Origin of the sequence: Pseudomonas grandcourensis (assembly GCF_039909015.1) — a bacterium.
GTDB lineage: Bacteria > Pseudomonadota > Gammaproteobacteria > Pseudomonadales > Pseudomonadaceae > Aquipseudomonas > Aquipseudomonas grandcourensis.
The window spans coordinates 6,133,291-6,149,376 of the sequence record NZ_CP150919.1 but is presented as its reverse complement, the minus strand read 5'-3'; the positions used below and the strand labels follow the sequence as shown (position 1 = coordinate 6,149,376).

At 54.7% G+C, this 16,086-nt stretch carries 12 protein-coding genes, 6 tRNA genes and 3 rRNA genes; 19 read left to right on the top strand and 2 right to left on the bottom strand.

From position 1 onward, the window contains the following. Nucleotides 1-67: 67 nt before the first annotated feature. Both AABM52_RS27710 and AABM52_RS27705 read right to left on the bottom strand, forming a co-directional pair. Nucleotides 68-1,159 carry an anhydro-N-acetylmuramic acid kinase gene (locus tag AABM52_RS27710; protein ID WP_347909408.1) on the bottom strand — a complete coding sequence of 364 codons (1,092 nt, stop codon included), beginning with the start codon at nt 1,157-1,159 and terminating at the stop codon, nt 68-70. Nucleotides 1,160-1,162: 3 nt separating this feature from the next. Next, nucleotides 1,163-2,581 (bottom strand): peptidoglycan DD-metalloendopeptidase family protein, encoded by a 1,419-nt coding sequence (locus AABM52_RS27705; protein ID WP_347909407.1) that lies wholly within the window; start codon nt 2,579-2,581, stop codon nt 1,163-1,165. Nucleotides 2,582-2,792: 211 nt separating this feature from the next. Here AABM52_RS27705 and tyrS point away from each other — a divergent pair, with 211 nt between their 5' ends. The 19 genes from tyrS (at nt 2,793) to rplL (ending at nt 16,011) form a co-directional block, all read left to right on the top strand. Beyond that, nucleotides 2,793-3,992 (top strand): tyrosine--tRNA ligase, encoded by a 1,200-nt coding sequence (gene tyrS, locus AABM52_RS27700; RefSeq protein ID WP_347909406.1) that lies wholly within the window; start codon nt 2,793-2,795, stop codon nt 3,990-3,992. 494 nt (nt 3,993-4,486) lie between these two features. Then, nucleotides 4,487-6,023, top strand: a 16S ribosomal RNA gene (locus tag AABM52_RS27695). An 81-nt stretch (nt 6,024-6,104) separates the two neighbouring features. Continuing rightward, nucleotides 6,105-6,181 (top strand) — tRNA-Ile (locus AABM52_RS27690). Between the two features lie 30 nt (nt 6,182-6,211). Beyond that, nucleotides 6,212-6,287: transfer RNA gene (locus AABM52_RS27685), tRNA-Ala, on the top strand. Between the two features lie 248 nt (nt 6,288-6,535). After that, nucleotides 6,536-9,429 (top strand): 23S ribosomal RNA (locus AABM52_RS27680). A gap of 165 nt (nt 9,430-9,594) precedes the next feature. Further along, nucleotides 9,595-9,710: ribosomal RNA gene (gene rrf, locus AABM52_RS27675) — 5S ribosomal RNA — on the top strand. The 16S, 23S and 5S rRNA genes sit together here with 2 tRNA genes alongside, the layout of an rRNA operon. 135 nt (nt 9,711-9,845) lie before the next feature. Then, nucleotides 9,846-10,805: a bifunctional biotin--[acetyl-CoA-carboxylase] ligase/biotin operon repressor BirA gene (gene birA, locus AABM52_RS27670; protein ID WP_347909405.1), complete on the top strand. Its 960-nt coding sequence runs from the start codon at nt 9,846-9,848 to the stop codon at nt 10,803-10,805. Beyond that, nucleotides 10,795-11,544, top strand: coding sequence for a pantothenate kinase (locus AABM52_RS27665; protein ID WP_347909403.1), 750 nt, complete (start codon nt 10,795-10,797; stop codon nt 11,542-11,544). The genes birA and AABM52_RS27665 overlap by 11 nt, the downstream gene beginning before the upstream one ends. A 7-nt stretch (nt 11,545-11,551) precedes the next feature. Continuing rightward, the gene (locus AABM52_RS27660) at nt 11,552-11,992 is read left to right on the top strand and encodes a hypothetical protein (RefSeq protein WP_347909402.1); all 441 of its coding nucleotides are present in this window, start codon (nt 11,552-11,554) and stop codon (nt 11,990-11,992) included. Nucleotides 11,993-12,135: 143 nt separating this feature from the next. After that, nucleotides 12,136-12,220: transfer RNA gene (locus tag AABM52_RS27655), tRNA-Tyr, on the top strand. Between the two features lie 24 nt (nt 12,221-12,244). After that, nucleotides 12,245-12,318, top strand: a tRNA-Gly gene (locus AABM52_RS27650). A 26-nt stretch (nt 12,319-12,344) separates the two neighbouring features. Then, a tRNA-Thr gene (locus tag AABM52_RS27645) sits at nt 12,345-12,420 on the top strand. A gap of 174 nt (nt 12,421-12,594) precedes the next feature. Next, a tRNA-Trp gene (locus tag AABM52_RS27640) sits at nt 12,595-12,670 on the top strand. Nucleotides 12,671-12,715: 45 nt separating this feature from the next. Then, nucleotides 12,716-13,084, top strand: a complete 369-nt coding sequence (gene secE, locus AABM52_RS27635) for a preprotein translocase subunit SecE (RefSeq protein WP_007984402.1) — start codon at nt 12,716-12,718, stop codon at nt 13,082-13,084. A gap of 9 nt (nt 13,085-13,093) precedes the next feature. Beyond that, nucleotides 13,094-13,627, top strand: coding sequence for a transcription termination/antitermination protein NusG (gene nusG / locus AABM52_RS27630; RefSeq protein ID WP_046041611.1), 534 nt, complete (start codon nt 13,094-13,096; stop codon nt 13,625-13,627). Nucleotides 13,628-13,744: 117 nt separating this feature from the next. Further along, entirely contained in the window at nt 13,745-14,176 is a 432-nt protein-coding gene (gene rplK, locus AABM52_RS27625) for a 50S ribosomal protein L11 (RefSeq protein WP_007933726.1), read from the top strand. Further along, nucleotides 14,176-14,871: a 50S ribosomal protein L1 gene (rplA, locus tag AABM52_RS27620; protein WP_019693883.1), complete on the top strand. Its 696-nt coding sequence runs from the start codon at nt 14,176-14,178 to the stop codon at nt 14,869-14,871. The genes rplK and rplA overlap by 1 nt, the downstream gene beginning before the upstream one ends. A gap of 198 nt (nt 14,872-15,069) precedes the next feature. After that, complete coding sequence (gene rplJ, locus AABM52_RS27615) at nt 15,070-15,570, top strand: 50S ribosomal protein L10 (RefSeq protein WP_007970413.1); 501 nt, start codon at nt 15,070-15,072, stop codon at nt 15,568-15,570. Nucleotides 15,571-15,645: 75 nt separating this feature from the next. Beyond that, nucleotides 15,646-16,011, top strand: coding sequence for a 50S ribosomal protein L7/L12 (rplL, locus tag AABM52_RS27610; RefSeq protein WP_108218340.1), 366 nt, complete (start codon nt 15,646-15,648; stop codon nt 16,009-16,011). The last annotated feature ends 75 nt before the right edge of the window (nt 16,012-16,086 follow it).

The following is a 16,086-nucleotide window of genomic DNA, read 5'->3' as shown; positions in this document are numbered from 1 at the left end:
CAGCGCACCTGTTTCACAGAGCGCCGCACGGCCCCGGGGTCTTGCGGCGTTTTGCTGTGTGGAGGATTTATGTGGGGTAGATAGCGCCCAGTACGCGCAAGCCGCGGGCGCCGGTGACGCTCGGACGGTTGGCTGCGATGCCTTCGAGGCAGCAATGAGCCAGCCACGCGAAGGCCATGGCTTCGACCCAGTCGGGGTCTACACCGTAGGTAGCGGTGCTGCTGACGCTTGCGCTTGGCAGCAGGCTGGCCAAGCGGTTCATCAAGGCAGTGTTGTGGGCGCCGCCGCCGCAAACCAGCAACTCCTGCGTGTCTGCCTGGGCGCTTTGCAGTGACTCGATGATGGTCAGCGCGGTCAGCTCAAGCAGCGTCGCCTGAACATCTTCGGCGGCGAAGGCTGGCAGTCGTGCCAGATGCCGTGTCAGCCATGGCAGGTTGAACACTTCCCGGCCGGTACTCTTCGGGCCTTTGGTCACAAAGAACGGATCACTGAGCAGTGCATTCAACAGCACAGGCTCTACGTTGCCGCTGGCAGCCCATTGGCCGTCACGGTCAAAGTGGTCGCCGCGTTGCTGGTGAATCCAGGCGTCCAGCAGCACATTGCCCGGGCCACAGTCGAAACCGGCGACCGGCTTGCCGGGCTCGATAAGGCTGAGATTGCTGAAGCCGCCAACGTTCAGTACTGCGCGATTACCGGCCCGCTCTTCAAACAAGGCTTCGTGAAAGGCGGGAACCAGCGGTGCGCCTTGTCCGCCGGCAGCGACGTCGCGGCTGCGAAAGTCGCTGACCACGGTGATGCCGGTCAGCTCGGTCAGCAGGGCCGGGTTGCCAATCTGCACGGTGAAGCCGCGTGCCGGTTCGTGGCGGATGGTCTGGCCATGGCTGCCAATCGCACGAATGTCGTCAGGCTTCAGTTGCTGTTGAGCGAGGAGGGCATGGATCCCTTGGGCGGCCAGTTTCACCCAGTTCTGCTGGGCGATGGCGGAGCGGGCGATTTCGTCCGGGCCGCTGGCGCACAAGCCGAGCAGCTCGGTGCGCAGGGTATCGGGCATCGGGATGTAGTGGGAGGCGATCAGCCTGATCGCCGGGGCTTGCTCGATCAGTGCGATGTCCAGGCCATCAAGGCTGGTTCCGGACATCACACCTATATAGAACGCCATGACTTAGCGCTTGCTCGAAGCCAGCAGAGTGGCTTTTTCCTGTTCCATGCGCGCCATCAGTGGCTGGCTTTGGGCGAGGAAACGTGCGCGTTCTGCCTTGGCAATCGGATCGGCCATTGGCAGTTTCTGGCCCAGCGGATCGACGTGTACACCGTTGACCTGGAACTCGTAGTGCAGGTGCGGCCCGGTGGAGAGGCCGGTGGTGCCGATATAGCCAATCACCTGGCCCTGTTTCACTGTGCCGCCAGTCTTCACGCCTTTGGCGAAGCCTTGCATGTGGCCGTAGAGCGTGGTGTAGGTGTTGCCGTGCTGGAGGATCACGGTATTGCCATAGCCACCACGGCGGCCAGCCAGCAAGACCTTGCCATCACCGGCAGCCTTGATCGGCGTGCCACGCGGTGCTGCGTAGTCGACGCCCTTGTGGGCGCGGATCTTGTTCAGGATCGGGTGCTTGCGGCCCATGGAAAATTTCGAGCTGATGCGGGCGAAGTCCACCGGTGTGCGGATGAACGCCTTGCGCATGCTGTTGCCGTCAGCGGTGTAATAGCTGCTGTTGCCTTGTTTGTTGGTGTAGCGCACGGCGGTGTAGGTCTTGCCGCGGTTGGTGAAGCGCGCCGACAGGATCGGGCCAGTGCCGACGGCCTTGCCGTTGACGACTTTTTGCTCGTAGATCACGTCGAACTCGTCACCCTGGCGAATATCCTGGGCGAAGTCCACGTCGTAGCCAAACACACTGGCCATGTCCATGGTCAGGCTGTGAGACAGGCCGGCCCGGGCTGCGGACTGCGACAGCGAACTGTTGATCACGCCATGTACATAGGCAGAGCGTACGGTCGGTTTGGCGGTAATGCGGTTGAAGGTGTAGCCCTTGTCGTTCTTGGTCAGGCTGATGCTTTCGAGGTCGTTGAGCTTGCTGTGCAGGTTGGTCAGCTGGCCGTCAGGACTCAGTTCGAACTCGAGTTTTTGCCCGTGCTTGAGCTGGCTGAACTGCTTGGCCTGCTTGTTGCTGGCCAGCACGTCATGCACTGAAGTGGCTGGGAGGCCGACCTTCTCGAACAGTGTAGAGAGGGTGTCGCCCTTGGTGACGATCACTTCCCTGTGGCTTGCCGGCTTCTTTTCTTCGACGACCGGCGCAGGTTCGGCTTGAGCGGTTTCCTGGGTGTCTTCGGCGCTGTTGTCGATCTGCACGAAGGGGGAAGTTGCTGGTTCATTTGTGGCTTGAACGGCGTCAGCAGCGTCTTGATCTTGTGTCAGTTGTTCAGCAGGGCTTTCCAGTTCAAGACTCAGGGTTGTCTTTTTGGCTTCGACATCGCTGGAAGGGAATACCAGGAGCGCCAGGCTGAGAAGGGCGGCGATGCCACTTGCGGCAAGCAAGTGGGTCTTCGGGTAAAGCGGCGGCGCTTTAGACGATTCTGTGGTCATAAGTGGTTTTGACTTTGAAAAAGATGAATTGGAAAAGATGAATGACATGATGAAGATGAAATAACTGTATAAAATATAACCAAATCATCTCTGAAGCAAGTCCGCAGGCGCTCTGTCTGCGGATTGGCGTCCGTGCGCCGGGCAAACCTTGTATTTGACGCGCGATCTTGTATGGTTGGTTCCCTTTGAATCTGAGCCTTGCGGGTCTGTTATGAAGTCGGTTGAAGAGCAGCTAGCGCTGATCAAACGTGGTGCGGAAGAACTGTTGGTCGAGTCCGAGCTGATTGAAAAGCTCAAGCGTGGCCAGCCGCTGCGTATTAAGGCGGGCTTCGATCCAACGGCTCCGGACCTGCACTTGGGTCACACCGTGCTTATTAATAAGCTGCGCCAGTTCCAGGAGCTGGGGCATCAGGTGATCTTCCTGATTGGTGACTTCACCGGGATGATCGGTGATCCGAGCGGCAAGAGTGCCACGCGCCCGCCGCTCACTCGCGAGCAAGTCCTCGAGAATGCCGAGACCTACAAGACTCAGGTCTTCAAGATTCTGGATCCGGTAAAAACCGAAGTGGCATTCAACTCCACCTGGATGGATCAGATGGCCCCGGCGGACTTCATTCGCCTGACTTCGCAGTACACCGTGGCTCGCATGCTCGAGCGCGATGACTTCGACAAGCGCTACACCACCAATCAGCCAATCGCCATTCACGAGTTTCTCTATCCGCTGGTTCAGGGTTATGACTCTGTAGCTCTGCGCGCAGACGTGGAACTCGGCGGCACCGATCAGAAGTTCAACTTGCTGATGGGGCGTGAGCTGCAGCGTGGTTATGGTCAGGAAGCCCAGTGCATTTTGACCATGCCGCTGCTTGAAGGCCTGGATGGCGTGAAGAAGATGTCCAAGTCCTTGGGCAACTACGTCGGTATCCAGGAAGCGCCGGGCGTGATGTACGGCAAGCTGGTTTCCATTCCGGATGCGCTGATGTGGCGTTACTTCGAGTTGCTCAGCTTCCGCTCCATGGATGAGATCAATGCGTTCCGCGCTGATGTCGAGGCGGGCGCCAATCCGCGCGACATCAAGATCAAGCTGGCTGAAGAGATCGTTGCGCGCTTCCATGGTGAGGAGGCTGCGGCCAATGCTCACCGTGCCGCCGGTAACCGTATGAAGGATGGCGAGCTGCCGGATGATCTGCCGGAAATCGAATTGACTGCTGCCGAGGATATGCCGATCGCTGCCGTCCTTAATAAGGCGGGGTTGGTCAAGAACTCGGCGGTGGCGCGAGATCTCCTGGGTTCCGGTGGTGTGCGTATAGATGGTGAGGTTGTCGATCGCACCTTTATATATGCACTGGGCGCGACCCATGTTTGCCAGGCCGGGAAGAAGGCGTTTGCGCGTATTACGCTCAAATCCGAATAAAGCTGAAATAAGGGGTTGACGGCGAATTCTAGAAGCCTATAATTCGCCCCACTTCCGGCGCAGTCGAAACGGAAAACTCCTTGGTAAACAAAGAGTTGCGCAGTTTTCGGCAGCAGGTTGCTTCAGGTCATCGAAGCCGAAAGGGAGTTGAAAAAGAGGTGTTGACAGCAGCGTGTAACGCTGTAGAATTCGCCTCCCGCTGACGAGAGATCTGAAGCGCAAGTGGTTGAAGTTGAAAAGGAAACTTGGAAAGCTTCTGAAAAATACCACTTGACAGCAAATGAGGCTGCTGTAGAATGCGCGCCTCGGTTGAGACGAAAGATCTTAACCAACCGCTCTTTAACAACTGAATCAAGCAATTCGTGTGGGTGCTTGTGGAGTCAGACTGCTAGTCAACAGATTATCAGCATCACAAGTTACTCCGCGAGAAATCAAAGATGTAACCAACGATTGCTGAGCCAAGTTTAGGGTTTTCTCAAAACCCAAAGATGTTTGAACTGAAGAGTTTGATCATGGCTCAGATTGAACGCTGGCGGCAGGCCTAACACATGCAAGTCGAGCGGATGACAGGAGCTTGCTCCTGAATTCAGCGGCGGACGGGTGAGTAATGCCTAGGAATCTGCCTGGTAGTGGGGGACAACGTTTCGAAAGGAACGCTAATACCGCATACGTCCTACGGGAGAAAGCAGGGGACCTTCGGGCCTTGCGCTATCAGATGAGCCTAGGTCGGATTAGCTAGTTGGTGAGGTAATGGCTCACCAAGGCGACGATCCGTAACTGGTCTGAGAGGATGATCAGTCACACTGGAACTGAGACACGGTCCAGACTCCTACGGGAGGCAGCAGTGGGGAATATTGGACAATGGGCGAAAGCCTGATCCAGCCATGCCGCGTGTGTGAAGAAGGTCTTCGGATTGTAAAGCACTTTAAGTTGGGAGGAAGGGCATTAACCTAATACGTTAGTGTTTTGACGTTACCGACAGAATAAGCACCGGCTAACTCTGTGCCAGCAGCCGCGGTAATACAGAGGGTGCAAGCGTTAATCGGAATTACTGGGCGTAAAGCGCGCGTAGGTGGTTCGTTAAGTTGGATGTGAAAGCCCCGGGCTCAACCTGGGAACTGCATTCAAAACTGACGAGCTAGAGTATGGTAGAGGGTGGTGGAATTTCCTGTGTAGCGGTGAAATGCGTAGATATAGGAAGGAACACCAGTGGCGAAGGCGACCACCTGGACTGATACTGACACTGAGGTGCGAAAGCGTGGGGAGCAAACAGGATTAGATACCCTGGTAGTCCACGCCGTAAACGATGTCAACTAGCCGTTGGGAGCCTTGAGCTCTTAGTGGCGCAGCTAACGCATTAAGTTGACCGCCTGGGGAGTACGGCCGCAAGGTTAAAACTCAAATGAATTGACGGGGGCCCGCACAAGCGGTGGAGCATGTGGTTTAATTCGAAGCAACGCGAAGAACCTTACCAGGCCTTGACATCCAATGAACTTTCCAGAGATGGATTGGTGCCTTCGGGAACATTGAGACAGGTGCTGCATGGCTGTCGTCAGCTCGTGTCGTGAGATGTTGGGTTAAGTCCCGTAACGAGCGCAACCCTTGTCCTTAGTTACCAGCACGTAATGGTGGGCACTCTAAGGAGACTGCCGGTGACAAACCGGAGGAAGGTGGGGATGACGTCAAGTCATCATGGCCCTTACGGCCTGGGCTACACACGTGCTACAATGGTCGGTACAGAGGGTTGCCAAGCCGCGAGGTGGAGCTAATCCCACAAAACCGATCGTAGTCCGGATCGCAGTCTGCAACTCGACTGCGTGAAGTCGGAATCGCTAGTAATCGCGAATCAGAATGTCGCGGTGAATACGTTCCCGGGCCTTGTACACACCGCCCGTCACACCATGGGAGTGGGTTGCACCAGAAGTAGCTAGTCTAACCTTCGGGAGGACGGTTACCACGGTGTGATTCATGACTGGGGTGAAGTCGTAACAAGGTAGCCGTAGGGGAACCTGCGGCTGGATCACCTCCTTAATCGACGACTCAGCTGCTCCATAAGTTCCCACACGAATTGCTTGATTCATTGAAGAAGACGATAAGAAGCAGCCCGAAATTGGGTCTGTAGCTCAGTTGGTTAGAGCGCACCCCTGATAAGGGTGAGGTCGGCAGTTCGAATCTGCCCAGACCCACCAATTTTGTGTGGGAAACGCCTGTAGAAATACGGGGCCATAGCTCAGCTGGGAGAGCGCCTGCCTTGCACGCAGGAGGTCAACGGTTCGATCCCGTTTGGCTCCACCACTAACTGCTTCTGATTGTATAAAGCTTAGAAATGAGCATTCCATCGAGACGATGGTGAATGTTGATTTCTAGTCTTTGACTAGTTCGTTCTTTAAAAATTTGGGTATGTGATAGAAAGATAGACTGAACGTTACTTTCACTGGTAACGGATCAGGCTAAGGTAAAATTTGTGAGTTGCTCTTAGGAGCTCAATCGAATTTTCGGCGAATGTCGTCTTCACAGTATAACCAGATTGCTTGGGGTTATATGGTCAAGTGAAGAAGCGCATACGGTGGATGCCTTGGCAGTCAGAGGCGATGAAAGACGTGGTAGCCTGCGAAAAGCTTCGGGGAGTCGGCAAACAGACTTTGATCCGGAGATGTCTGAATGGGGGAACCCAGCCATCATAAGATGGTTATCTTGTACTGAATACATAGGTGCAAGAGGCGAACCAGGGGAACTGAAACATCTAAGTACCCTGAGGAAAAGAAATCAACCGAGATTCCCTTAGTAGTGGCGAGCGAACGGGGACTAGCCCTTAAGTGGCTTTGAGATTAGCGGAACGCTCTGGAAAGTGCGGCCATAGTGGGTGATAGCCCTGTACGCGAAAATCTCTTAGTCATGAAATCGAGTAGGACGGAGCACGAGAAACTTTGTCTGAATATGGGGGGACCATCCTCCAAGGCTAAATACTACTGACTGACCGATAGTGAACTAGTACCGTGAGGGAAAGGCGAAAAGAACCCCGGAGAGGGGAGTGAAATAGATCCTGAAACCGTATGCGTACAAGCAGTGGGAGCCCACTTTGTTGGGTGACTGCGTACCTTTTGTATAATGGGTCAGCGACTTATTTTCAGTGGCGAGCTTAACCGAATAGGGGAGGCGTAGCGAAAGCGAGTCTTAATAGGGCGTCTAGTCGCTGGGAATAGACCCGAAACCGGGCGATCTATCCATGGGCAGGTTGAAGGTTGGGTAACACTAACTGGAGGACCGAACCGACTACCGTTGAAAAGTTAGCGGATGACCTGTGGATCGGAGTGAAAGGCTAATCAAGCTCGGAGATAGCTGGTTCTCCTCGAAAGCTATTTAGGTAGCGCCTCATGTATCACTGTAGGGGGTAGAGCACTGTTTCGGCTAGGGGGTCATCCCGACTTACCAAACCGATGCAAACTCCGAATACCTACAAGTGCCGAGCATGGGAGACACACGGCGGGTGCTAACGTCCGTCGTGAAAAGGGAAACAACCCAGACCGTCAGCTAAGGTCCCAAAGTTATGGTTAAGTGGGAAACGATGTGGGAAGGCTTAGACAGCTAGGAGGTTGGCTTAGAAGCAGCCACCCTTTAAAGAAAGCGTAATAGCTCACTAGTCGAGTCGGCCTGCGCGGAAGATGTAACGGGGCTCAAACCATACACCGAAGCTACGGGTATCATCTTCGGATGATGCGGTAGAGGAGCGTTCTGTAAGCCTGTGAAGGTGAGTTGAGAAGCTTGCTGGAGGTATCAGAAGTGCGAATGCTGACATGAGTAACGACAATGGGTGTGAAAAACACCCACGCCGAAAGACCAAGGTTTCCTGCGCAACGTTAATCGACGCAGGGTTAGTCGGTCCCTAAGGCGAGGCTGAAAAGCGTAGTCGATGGAAAACAGGTTAATATTCCTGTACTTCTGGTTATTGCGATGGAGGGACGGAGAAGGCTAGGCCAGCTTGGCGTTGGTTGTCCAAGTTTAAGGTGGTAGGCTGGAATCTTAGGTAAATCCGGGATTCTAAGGCCGAGAGCTGATGACGAGTGTTCTTTTAGAACACGAAGTGGTTGATGCCATGCTTCCAAGAAAAGCTTCTAAGCTTCAGGTAACCAGGAACCGTACCCCAAACCGACACAGGTGGTTGGGTAGAGAATACCAAGGCGCTTGAGAGAACTCGGGTGAAGGAACTAGGCAAAATGGCACCGTAACTTCGGGAGAAGGTGCGCCGGTGAGGGTGAAGGACTTGCTCCGTAAGCCCACGCCGGTCGAAGATACCAGGCCGCTGCGACTGTTTATTAAAAACACAGCACTCTGCAAACACGAAAGTGGACGTATAGGGTGTGACGCCTGCCCGGTGCCGGAAGGTTAATTGATGGGGTTAGCTAACGCGAAGCTCTTGATCGAAGCCCCGGTAAACGGCGGCCGTAACTATAACGGTCCTAAGGTAGCGAAATTCCTTGTCGGGTAAGTTCCGACCTGCACGAATGGCGTAACGATGGCGGCGCTGTCTCCACCCGAGACTCAGTGAAATTGAAATCGCTGTGAAGATGCAGTGTATCCGCGGCTAGACGGAAAGACCCCGTGAACCTTTACTATAGCTTTGCACTGGACTTTGAATTTGCTTGTGTAGGATAGGTGGGAGGCTTTGAAGCGTGGACGCCAGTTCGCGTGGAGCCAACCTTGAAATACCACCCTGGCAACTTTGAGGTTCTAACTCAGGTCCGTTATCCGGATCGAGGACAGTGTATGGTGGGTAGTTTGACTGGGGCGGTCTCCTCCTAAAGAGTAACGGAGGAGTACGAAGGTGCGCTCAGACCGGTCGGAAATCGGTCGTAGAGTATAAAGGCAAAAGCGCGCTTGACTGCGAGACAGACACGTCGAGCAGGTACGAAAGTAGGTCTTAGTGATCCGGTGGTTCTGTATGGAAGGGCCATCGCTCAACGGATAAAAGGTACTCCGGGGATAACAGGCTGATACCGCCCAAGAGTTCATATCGACGGCGGTGTTTGGCACCTCGATGTCGGCTCATCACATCCTGGGGCTGAAGCCGGTCCCAAGGGTATGGCTGTTCGCCATTTAAAGTGGTACGCGAGCTGGGTTTAGAACGTCGTGAGACAGTTCGGTCCCTATCTGCCGTGGACGTTTGAGATTTGAGAGGGGCTGCTCCTAGTACGAGAGGACCGGAGTGGACGAACCTCTGGTGTTCCGGTTGTCACGCCAGTGGCATTGCCGGGTAGCTATGTTCGGAAAAGATAACCGCTGAAAGCATCTAAGCGGGAAACTTGCCTCAAGATGAGATCTCACTGGGACCTTGAGTCCCCTGAAGGGCCGTCGAAGACTACGACGTTGATAGGTTGGGTGTGTAAGCGCTGTGAGGCGTTGAGCTAACCAATACTAATTGCCCGTGAGGCTTGACCATATAACACCCAAGCAATTTGCGCTTAAAAGCCAGATTGCGGTGTGTGAAGACGAAACGAACCGAAAGTTCGGCTGTACTCACAAAAGCAGCACAAAACACCGAAAGCTATCACATACCCAATTTGCTGAAGCGAGGCCAGCCGGCCACGACTCAGTACCCGAATTTCTTGACGACCATAGAGCGTTGGAACCACCTGATCCCATCCCGAACTCAGCAGTGAAACGATGCATCGCCGATGGTAGTGTGGGGTTTCCCCATGTGAGAGTAGGTCATCGTCAAGATTAAATTCCGAAACCCCAATTGCGAAAGCAGTTGGGGTTTTGTTTTTGTCCGCAGGAAAGCCACAGCTACTGGATTTCTATGCAATTGCTCGGTGCGTGGCTATCATGCGGGCCTCATTGTGAGGCGAGACCTGCATGCTGACGTTGTTAAAGCTTCTTAAAGATGGCCGATTCCACTCGGGTCAAGCATTGGGTGCTGCCCTGGGCGTCAGTCGTAGTGCTGTGTGGAAGCAGCTTCAGCATTTGGAAGCTGAGCTGGGTTTGTCTATTCATAAGGTTCGTGGGCGCGGCTATCAATTGTCCGCGCCATTAGCGCTGCTCGATCCTGCCGAGATAAGCGCTCAGGCGCACTCTTGCGCCTGGCCGGTTCAGGTTTGCGACTCAATCGACTCCACTAATGCCGAAGCGCTGCGCGCTATTGAGCGTGGGCAAGCGGCACCCTTTGTGGTGCTTTCGGAGCGGCAGACAGCCGGACGCGGGCGACGTGGTCGCAAGTGGGTCAGTCCATTCGCAGAAAACGTCTATTACAGCCTGGTGCTACGCATTGATGGCGGGATGCGTCAGTTGGAAGGCTTGAGTCTCGTCGTTGGGCTCGCTGTCTTGCAGACGTTGCGCGAGCTCGGTATTGCAGCTGCTGGATTGAAATGGCCTAACGATGTTCTTGTCGGCCAGAAAAAGATCGCGGGAATACTGCTCGAGTTGGTTGGTGACCCTGCTGATGTGTGTCACGTGGTCCTGGGAGTGGGAATCAATGTGAACATGCAGTCCGCTGACGAAGTGGATCAGCAATGGACATCCCTGCGGCTCGAGTCAGGCAAGTTGTTTGATCGCAACCAATTGGTCGCGGTGCTGGGGGAGATGCTGCAGCGATACCTGGCTCGTCACCAGGCGGGTGGTTTTTTGGCCATCCAGTCAGAGTGGGAGCAAAATCACCTGTGGCAGGGGCGAAGCGTGTCGTTGATTGCCGGCGTCAATCAAATTGATGGTGAAGTGCTTGGTATTGATGGCCAGGGCGCTTTGCGCCTGAAGGTGGATGGTGTGGAGAAAGTCTTCAGTGGTGGTGAGTTGAGCCTGAGGTTGCGTGATGATTCTTGAGCTCGATTGTGGGAATAGTTTCATCAAGTGGCGTGTGCTTGCCGTTAATGCCGGGCATGTGCTGGGTGAGGGGGTCGTCGATTCCAATCTCGCATTGCTGGAGGGGTTGGGGGCGCTCAAAGGGCTTGTCCTCACGTTTTGCCGGTTGGTGAGTGTCAGGACCGCGGAGGAAACCGCTGCGCTGACGTCTTTGCTTGGCGATACCTTTGATGTGCCGGTTGTGTGCGCAACGCCTGCGCGCGAAATGTCAGGCGTGCGCAATGGGTATGAAGAGTTTGAGCGGCTGGGGCTGGATCGGTGGCTCGCAATGCTCGGAGGCTTTCATCTGGCTTCAGGTGCGTGTCTGGTGCTCGATTTCGGTACGGCCGTGACCGCTGACTTTATCGCGGCGGATGGAGAGCACCTGGGTGGTTTCATCTGTCCGGGGATGCCTTTGATGCGCAACCAGTTGCGCACCCACACTCGCAAAATTCGTTATGGGGATCTGGCGGCCGAGCAGGCTCAGGAAAGTCTTGTTCCTGGTCGCGCGACGGTCGAGGCTGTAGAGCGTGGGTGTCTGTTGATGTTGCGCGGCTTCGTGCTGACCCAGCTCGAATTGGCGCGCAGCTACTGGGGTGAGGACTTTGTCGTGTTCCTCACCGGGGGGGATGCGAGCCTGGTTGCTGAGGTCGTGCCTCAGGCCAGGGTTGTTCCGGACTTGGTGTTTGTCGGATTGGCCATGGCCTGTCCCTTGTCCTGAGGTTTTTATGCGTTGGTTGTTTCTGCTGCTGCTTGTCCTCAATGGCTTCTACTACATCTGGCATCAACAAGAGGCTCCTCTGCGCGCGAAGGATGTCACGCCTTTGAGTCTGTATCGCGGGTCTCAACAGGATATCCGCTTGTTGAGCGAAGCAAGTGATGTATCCAAAGACAAGGGTAAAGCTGTCTCGACAGACAATGGCTGCCTTTATCTGGGCGGCTATACGCGCCAGGAGGCCGCCCAGGCGGTTGAGCGACGTTTGAGCGGGATGGAGGTCAAGTTTCAGTCCCTGCCGAAAGCTGCGACAGAAGGGGTGGGGTATTGGGTGCGTATCGCACCGGAAAGCCGGCGTTGGCTGGACGATTTGCAGCTGCTAAACCTTTCTAAAGAATTCAATGAGTTAAAACATAAAATAATGCCGTGCGAGGGGGTTGCACCCGCCGAATAGTTTGCATAGAATGGCGCCCGCTCCACAGCGAACACCGGAAACGGTTAACGGTGTGAAGCGAGGTCAACGCAGCTAAGCTCAGGTTTTTAATGAGAAAAATGCTTGACAGAAGGCTGGCATGATGTAGAATGCCGGCTCGCTTAGGAGGGGTTCCCGAGCGGCCAAAGGGATCAGACTGTAAATCTGACGTCTACGACTTCGAAGGTTCGAATCCTTCCCCCTCCACCATTTTTAGCGAGAGCTGTAAGCCTCGCGGGTATAGTTTAGTGGTAGAACCTCAGCCTTCCAAGCTGATGATGCGGGTTCGATTCCCGCTACCCGCTCCAAGTTTACGGGTTTTGCACAGTGTTACGCTCTTGTAGCTCAGTTGGTAGAGCACACCCTTGGTAAGGGTGAGGTCAGCGGTTCAAATCCGCTCAAGAGCTCCATATAACAAGGCAGATATGAAAATATCTGCCTTTGTTTTAGGTGGTAGTGGTTGCGCCTGATTGTGTTTCTGAGGGTTGCCGGTATCGTGGATATCGGTGTTGCAGCCGGGATTGCCTGGTAAGTGTTGTAAAGTCTTTTTCGGGTCGGCATAATGGTCGGCCTGATTTTGTTTTAGGTCAGTAGCTCAATTGGCAGAGCGACGGTCTCCAAAACCGTAGGTTGGGGGTTCGATTCCCTCCTGACCTGCCAGATTCACTCGGTGTGTCTGGCTTTCTTTTCACAGGATCTTCATAGATGACTCCTAAAGCTGAAGCTCAAGGCTCTCGTTTCGACCTCCTCAAGTGGCTTGTAGTAGTCGCTCTGGTGGTTGTTGGCGTTGTTGGCAATCAGTACTTTTCTGCTTCGCCGATCCTGTACCGCGTACTCGCATTGCTTGCTATTGCTGCCGTAGCTGCCTTTGTAGGCCTGCAGACGGTCAAGGGCAAGTCTTTCTTTGTACTGGTTAAGGAAGCTCGCACCGAAATTCGTAAAGTCGTTTGGCCAACTCGCCAAGAAACCACGCAGACCACGTTGATCGTTGTGGCTGTTGTCCTGGTTATGGCGTTGCTGTTGTGGGGGCTCGATTCCCTGCTCGGCTGGCTTGTTTCCTTGATCGTCGGCTAAGGGTGTCCCGTGGCTAAGCGTTGGTATGTTGTGCATGCTTACTCCGGTTACGAGAAGCATGTAATGCGCTCGCTGGTCGAGCGCGTAAAGCTGGCCGGTATGGAAGATGGCTTCGGCGAGATTCTGGTTCCCACTGAAGAAGTGGTTGAAATGCGCAATGGCCAGAAGCGCAAAAGCGAACGCAAATTCTTCCCTGGCTATGTGCTGGTGCAGATGGATATGAACGAGGGTACTTGGCACTTGGTCAAGGATACTCCTCGGGTGATGGGTTTCATTGGCGGTACTGCCGATAAGCCTGCGCCAATCACCGATAAAGAAGCAGAAGCGATTCTGCGCCGCGTTGCCGATGGCAGCGACAAGCCAAAGCCGAAGACGTTGTTCGAGCCGGGTGAGTCGGTGCGTGTCAATGACGGTCCGTTCGCAGACTTTACCGGTGTTGTTGAAGAAGTTAACTACGAAAAGAGCCGGATCCAGGTCGCAGTGCTCATTTTCGGTCGCTCTACTCCGGTGGAGCTCGAGTTCAGCCAGGTCGAAAAGGTCTAGTTGAACAAAAATCCCAACCCCGCAGCCGTAGGCTGTGGGGTTTTGTCGTCACTGGGATAAACGCGCAAGTAACCGGGGAGCCTTTCGAGGCGTTTGAACCCGTAATTGGAGTGCCTCATGGCCAAGAAGATTACCGCTTACATCAAGCTGCAAGTGAAAGCCGCTCAGGCTAACCCAAGCCCACCTGTTGGTCCTGCTCTGGGTCAGCACGGCGTGAACATCATGGAATTCTGCAAGGCTTTCAACGCCCGTACTCAGGGTCTTGAGCCAGGTCTGCCGACTCCAGTGATCATCACTGTCTACAGCGACCGTAGCTTCACTTTCGAAACCAAATCCACCCCTGCTTCGGTTCTGCTGAAGAAGGCGGCCGGTCTGACCAGCGGTTCCGCTCGTCCGAACACCGTTAAGGTTGGCACCGTGACTCGTGCTCAGCTGGAAGAAATCGCGAAAACCAAAAACGCGGATCTGACTGCAGCTGATATGGAAGCAGCCGTGCGTACTATCGCCGGTTCTGCTCGTAGCATGGGCCTTAACGTGGAGGGTGTGTAATGGCTAAGCTGACCAAGCGTCAAAAGGCTATCGCCGGCAAAATCGAAGCAGGCAAGGCCTACAACTTTGTAGACGCCGCTGCCCTGCTGGCCGAGCTGTCGACTGTCAAGTTCAGCGAGTCGTTCGACGTAGCTGTAAACCTGGGTGTTGACCCGCGTAAATCCGACCAGGTCGTTCGTAGCGCTACTGTGCTGCCACACGGCACTGGCAAGACCGTTCGCGTTGCTGTGTTCACCCAGGGTCCAGCTGCTGAAGCCGCTCTGGCTGCCGGCGCTGACCGCGTAGGCATGGACGACCTGGCTGCCGAAATGAAAGGCGGCGACCTGAACTATGACGTAGTGATCGCATCCCCGGATGCAATGCGCGTTGTAGGTCAGTTGGGTCAGATCCTCGGTCCACGTGGCCTGATGCCTAACCCTAAAGTCGGCACCGTAACTCCAGACGTAGCTACCGCGGTTAAAAACGCCAAGGCTGGTCAGGTTCGTTATCGCACCGACAAAAACGGCATCATCCACACCTCCGTTGGCAAGGTCGGCTTCGACGCCGTCAAGCTGAAGGAAAACGTTGAAGCCCTGATCGCTGATCTGAAGCGTATCAAGCCAGCTTCCTCGAAAGGTATTTACGTCAAGCGCGTTACCCTGAGCACCACCATGGGTCCAGGCCTGGTCATCGACCAAGGCTCGCTCGACGCGTAAGACACAGATTGGTGCGAGCGATCGCGCCAATTGAAAAATTGGGGTCCCTGCCTGGCGGGGGCTATCCAAGACCGTAGGCGACGCAAGTCTTAAACCACAAGCCTACGCAGATGGTGCTCCCGGTTCCTTACCGAATCAGACACCAAAACGACATCGGGTTTCGACCAGATGAAACGGTAACAAGCAGGAGTTAAACCCGTGGCAATTAAACTCGAAGACAAGAAGGCCATCGTCGCTGAAGTCAACGAGGCTGCCAAAGTCGCTCTGTCCGCTGTCGTGGCTGATGCCCGTGGCGTAACAGTAGGCGCGATGACCGGACTCCGTAAAGAGGCTCGTGAAGCTGGCGTTTACGTACGTGTTGTACGTAACACCCTGCTCAAGCGCGCTGTTGCTGACACTGAATTCAGTGTCCTCAACGACGTGTTCACTGGCCCTACCCTGATTGCGTTCTCCAAGGAACATCCAGGCGCTGCTGCCCGGATCTTCAAGGAATTCGCAAAGGGTCAGGACAAGTTCGAGATCAAGGCAGCTGCGTTCGAGGGCAAGTTCCTCGCAGCTAACCAAATCGACGTACTGGCAACTCTGCCGACCCGTGACGAAGCAATTTCTCAGCTGATGAGCGTGATTCAAGGCGCTACCAGCAAGTTGGCTCGTACCCTGGCGGCAATTCGCGACCAGAAAGAAGCTGCTGCAGCCTAAGGCTCGTCAACTTCTCGCGTTTTTTGTTTTTTTCGATGGTCGCGTAGGCCGTCCCCAATATCAGGAATTAGATTCATGTCTATCTCTCAGAACGATATCCTTGAAGCAGTTGGCAACATGTCCGTAATGGAAGTTGTTGAGCTGATCAAAGCTTTCGAAGAAAAATTCGGTGTTACCGCTGCTGCTGCTTCGGCTGGTCCAGCTGCTGCTGCCGCTGTTGTTGAAGAGCAAACTGAATTCAACGTCATGCTGCTCGAAGCTGGCGAGAAGAAAGTTAACGTGATCAAGGCAGTACGTGAACTGACCGGTCTGGGCCTGAAAGAAGCCAAGGCTGTAGTTGACGGCGCTCCTGCCATGGTTCTGGAAGCAGTGACCAAAGATGCAGGCGACAAAGCCAAAGCAACTCTGGAAGAAGCAGGCGCTAAAGTCGAGCTGAAGTAAGCATCGACTTTGCGTCTCCAGCCCGAGCGTTAAGCGACAGGCTGATGGCTGGTGGCTCTTGCCACCGGCCTTTTT

What these genes read in the sequence shown, in the direction of transcription:
- AABM52_RS27710 (WP_347909408.1), bottom strand. Translation starts at nt 1,159, where the DNA reads ATGGCGTTCTATATAGGTGTGATGTCCGGAACCAGCCTTGATGGCCTG.
- AABM52_RS27705 (WP_347909407.1), bottom strand. Translation starts at nt 2,581, where the DNA reads ATGACCACAGAATCGTCTAAAGCGCCGCCGCTTTACCCGAAGACCCAC.
- tyrS (WP_347909406.1), top strand. Translation starts at nt 2,793, where the DNA reads ATGAAGTCGGTTGAAGAGCAGCTAGCGCTGATCAAACGTGGTGCGGAA.
- birA (WP_347909405.1), top strand. Translation starts at nt 9,846, where the DNA reads ATGCTGACGTTGTTAAAGCTTCTTAAAGATGGCCGATTCCACTCGGGT.
- AABM52_RS27665 (WP_347909403.1), top strand. Translation starts at nt 10,795, where the DNA reads ATGATTCTTGAGCTCGATTGTGGGAATAGTTTCATCAAGTGGCGTGTG.
- AABM52_RS27660 (WP_347909402.1), top strand. Translation starts at nt 11,552, where the DNA reads ATGCGTTGGTTGTTTCTGCTGCTGCTTGTCCTCAATGGCTTCTACTAC.
- secE (WP_007984402.1), top strand. Translation starts at nt 12,716, where the DNA reads ATGACTCCTAAAGCTGAAGCTCAAGGCTCTCGTTTCGACCTCCTCAAG.
- rplK (WP_007933726.1), top strand. Translation starts at nt 13,745, where the DNA reads ATGGCCAAGAAGATTACCGCTTACATCAAGCTGCAAGTGAAAGCCGCT.
- rplA (WP_019693883.1), top strand. Translation starts at nt 14,176, where the DNA reads ATGGCTAAGCTGACCAAGCGTCAAAAGGCTATCGCCGGCAAAATCGAA.
- rplL (WP_108218340.1), top strand. Translation starts at nt 15,646, where the DNA reads ATGTCTATCTCTCAGAACGATATCCTTGAAGCAGTTGGCAACATGTCC.